Origin of the sequence: Billgrantia montanilacus (genome assembly GCF_003336675.1) — a bacterium.
Taxonomy (GTDB): Bacteria; Pseudomonadota; Gammaproteobacteria; order Pseudomonadales; family Halomonadaceae; genus Halomonas; species Halomonas montanilacus.
Genome location: NZ_QPII01000046.1, coordinates 1 through 1,241, shown reverse-complemented (window position 1 = coordinate 1,241; position 1,241 = coordinate 1). Strand labels below are relative to the sequence as shown.

The 1,241-nt window shown below is 53.7% G+C and carries 1 rRNA gene; it reads left to right on the top strand.

The window, feature by feature from the left end:
* Positions 1-84: 84 nt before the first annotated feature.
* Positions 85-1,241 (top strand): 23S ribosomal RNA (locus tag DU505_RS22180); the annotation flags it as partial.

The window sequence follows — 1,241 nt, the reverse complement described above, 5'->3', positions numbered from 1 at the left end:
GAAAGGGAAGGACAACGTGATACGTCTCAAGCGTATCCGGCAATTGTCGTGAGTAATCGCGGACCAGACCCTTTCGGGTTATATGGTCAAGCGATTAAGCGCATACGGTGGATGCCTAGGCAGCCAGAGGCGATGAAAGACGTGGAAGCCTGCGATAAGGCTCGGCGAGGTGGCAAACAACCTGTGACCCGGGCATTTCTGAATGGGGAAACCCACCCAGCACAAGCTGGGTATCCCACACTGAATACATAGGTGTTGGGAGGCGAACCGGGGGAACTGAAACATCTAAGTACCCCGAGGAAAAGAAATCAACCGAGATTCCCCCAGTAGCGGCGAGCGAACGGGGACCAGCCCTTAAGCGTGTGACTGATTAGACGAACGAGCTGGGAAGCTCGGCCATAGTGGGTGATAGCCCCGTAGTCGAAAATCTGATCGCGTGAAATCGAGTAGGTCGGGGCACGAGAAACCTTGACTGAACATGGGGGGACCATCCTCCAAGGCTAAATACTCCTGGCTGACCGATAGTGAACCAGTACCGTGAGGGAAAGGCGAAAAGAACCCCGGAGAGGGGAGTGAAATAGATCCTGAAACCGTATGCGTACAAGCAGTGGGAGCAGACTTGTTCTGTGACCGCGTACCTTTTGTATAATGGGTCAGCGACTTATATTCAGTGGCGAGCTTAACCGAATAGGGGAGGCGTAGCGAAAGCGAGTCTTAACTGGGCGACCAGTCGCTGGATATAGACCCGAAACCGGGCGATCTATCCATGAGCAGGTTGAAGGTTGAGTAACATCAACTGGAGGACCGAACCAGGATCTGTTGAAAAAGATTTGGATGACTTGTGGATCGGAGTGAAAGGCTAATCAAGCCCGGAGATAGCTGGTTCTCCTCGAAAGCTATTTAGGTAGCGCCTCACGTATCACCGCCGGGGGTAGAGCACTGTTTCGGCTAGGGGGTCATCCCGACTTACCAACCCGAGGCAAACTCCGAATACCGGTGAGTGCAAGCGTGGGAGACACACGGCGGGTGCTAACGTCCGTCGTGAAAAGGGAAACAACCCAGACCGTCAGCTAAGGTCCCGAAATCCTGGTTAAGTGGGAAACGATGTGGGAAGGCTCAGACAGCTAGGAGGTTGGCTTAGAAGCAGCCATCCTTTAAAGAAAGCGTAATAGCTCACTAGTCGAGTCGGCCTGCGCGGAAGATGTAACGGGGCTAAACCAGGTACCGAAGCTACGGGCTTG